This is a genomic window from Pandoraea nosoerga (genome assembly GCF_902459585.1).
GTDB lineage: Bacteria > Pseudomonadota > Gammaproteobacteria > Burkholderiales > Burkholderiaceae > Pandoraea > Pandoraea nosoerga.
In genome coordinates this window covers 1-2,004 of record NZ_CABPSC010000033.1, presented here as the reverse complement: position 1 = coordinate 2,004, position 2,004 = coordinate 1, and the positions used below count along the sequence as shown (strand labels likewise).

Genomic DNA, 2,004 nt, shown 5'->3' with positions numbered 1-2,004 from the left:
GGTGGCACCGGCGGTGGTGGCAGCGGAGGCGGCACCGGTGGCGGCGTTGGCGGCGGCGTTGGCGCGGGGGCGAGCGGTGGCGGTGTGGGCGCCCGCGGCCCCGGTGGTATCGGTATCGGAGGCGCAGCGGGCGGCAATGGGCTTGCCGCGTTCGGCGGTCCCGCAGGTTTCGGTGGCGGCGGGGGCTGCCAGATGAATGGTCAGAACGGCGAAGAGCCGTGCCCCTGAGCCAGTGACGGGCGGCCCCGCACGCGTTCGGCACAGCGCGTGCGGGAACTGGCCGACATTCAGAACAACGGCACGACGCGTCTTGCAGGTTGATCGCTGGTTCCTGGCGCGACCGGCTGGCGGTGCCCCGCCAGCCGTGCCACTCCCCCCGGCCCGTGCTCAGGCGGTTCTCCCGGCGATGCGCCCCTTCGGTAGTCCGAAGGGGCGTTTTTTTTGTCATTTACCGACGCTATCGCTGCCGGCGGAGGATATGGAAATGCCGATAATGTATTTCGCGTATACCCGCATCTGTGGCAGCATCCGGGGTCTGGGTCGCGATGCTCGCGGCCGCCGCGGGCTCATCCGGTCCGCCCGACACCGAACAGGCGCCCAACAGGCGTTCATAAGCAAAAGGAGAAATCGCACATGCTGTCCCGTCAACTGATCAACGCATTGCTCGGCGCTACGTTCGCGCTGGCCGCCTTTGGCGTTTCGGCCCAGACGCCCGAGAAGCCCCTGAGGGTCGGCACGATGGCCGGCTCGGATGCGCAGATCTTCGAGGTGGTGAAGCAGGTCGCGCACAAGCGCGGTCTCGAAATCAAGATCATCGAATTCAGTGACTACGCACAGCCGAATGCCGCGCTCGATGCGGGCGATCTGGACGCCAACGGCTTCCAGCACAAGCCGTTCCTCGACAGCCAGGTCAAGGACCGCGGCTACAAGATCGTGAGCGCCGGTCTCACCTACGTCTCGCCGCTGGGTTTCTATTCGAAGAAGGTGAAGTCGCTCAAGGACCTGAAGAATGGCGCCAAGGTCGGTATCCAGAACGATCCGTCGAACGGCAACCGTGCGCTGCTCCTGCTGCAGAAGGAAGGGGTGATCAAGCTGCGCGCCGGCCTCGAGGGCAAGAACGCAACGCCGCTCGACATCGTCGAGAACCCGAAGAAGCTGAAGATCGTGGAACTCGAAGCTGCCCAGTTGCCGCGCGCGCTGCCCGACCTCGACGCCGCGTCGATCAACACCAACTTCGCCGCGCAAGCCGGTTTGGTTCCGCAGCGCGACGCCATCGCCATCGAAGACCTGAAAGGCCCGTATGCGAATCTGATCGCCGTGCGCGCGCAGGACGCCAACAAGCCCTGGGTCAAGCAACTGGTCGACGCCTATCACTCCGACGAGGTGAAGGAGTTCATCAAGACCAAATTCAATGGCGCGCTGATCGCCACGTGGTAAGCCATCGCGATGGCGCTCGCTTCCCGGTGAGCGCATGCGCATGGGCAGCACCGGGGTTTCGGCCCCGGTTTTTTTTATGGTCCGTCGACGGCTGGCCGAGCGATGCGTCGATGAGCCCCCTGGCCACGCTGACTCCCTTGGCCCGCGAAATCCCCCTGCCGGCATGAAAGCGCTGGCCTAGAATGAAGATGTGATCCGGATCAGCGGGAGGCTGCCATGTCCATGATCAATGTCTCGATGATGCTGGTGGCGCTATTGGTCGGCTTCGCCATCGGCATGCTCGTGGATCACTTCTGGGTAACGCATCACGACGAGCCCTCGGCGCACAAGCGGCTTGACTGGCACGAAATGTGGGAGCGCATCCGTCACCAGCACTGACGGCGCATGGCGATGCGTCCGGCTCAGTCGCCCGGCGCGTCGCGCAATTTTCGCCAGAGCGTCGAGCGGCTGATGCCGAGCGCCTCGCACGCCGCCGCGCGATCACCGCCGCAGGCGGCGAGCGTCGTGCGGATGCGCGTGAGTTCGGCCGCCGCGCGCCGCGCGCGGCCGCTGAGTGGCGCGGCGGCG

The 2,004-nt window shown here is 65.8% G+C and carries 4 protein-coding genes; 3 read left to right on the top strand and 1 reads right to left on the bottom strand.

What is annotated here, in order from left to right; all coding sequences use genetic code 11:
- The 3 genes from PNO31109_RS22080 to PNO31109_RS22030 all read left to right on the top strand — a co-directional run.
- Positions 1-228 (top strand): hypothetical protein (locus PNO31109_RS22080; protein WP_217433195.1); only part of this gene is annotated, 228 nt, incomplete at its 5' end.
- Between the two features lie 405 nt (positions 229-633).
- Complete coding sequence (locus tag PNO31109_RS21730; protein WP_150557512.1) at positions 634-1,437, top strand: MetQ/NlpA family ABC transporter substrate-binding protein; 804 nt, start codon at positions 634-636, stop codon at positions 1,435-1,437.
- 216 nt (positions 1,438-1,653) lie between these two features.
- On the top strand, positions 1,654-1,815 hold the full coding sequence (locus tag PNO31109_RS22030) for a hypothetical protein (RefSeq protein ID WP_174966498.1): 162 nt from the start codon (positions 1,654-1,656) through the stop codon (positions 1,813-1,815).
- A 23-nt stretch (positions 1,816-1,838) separates the two neighbouring features.
- Here PNO31109_RS22030 and PNO31109_RS21725 read toward each other — a convergent pair.
- Positions 1,839-2,004, bottom strand: a 166-nt coding sequence (locus PNO31109_RS21725; protein ID WP_280525242.1) for a helix-turn-helix domain-containing protein, incomplete at its 5' end; no start/stop codon positions are given.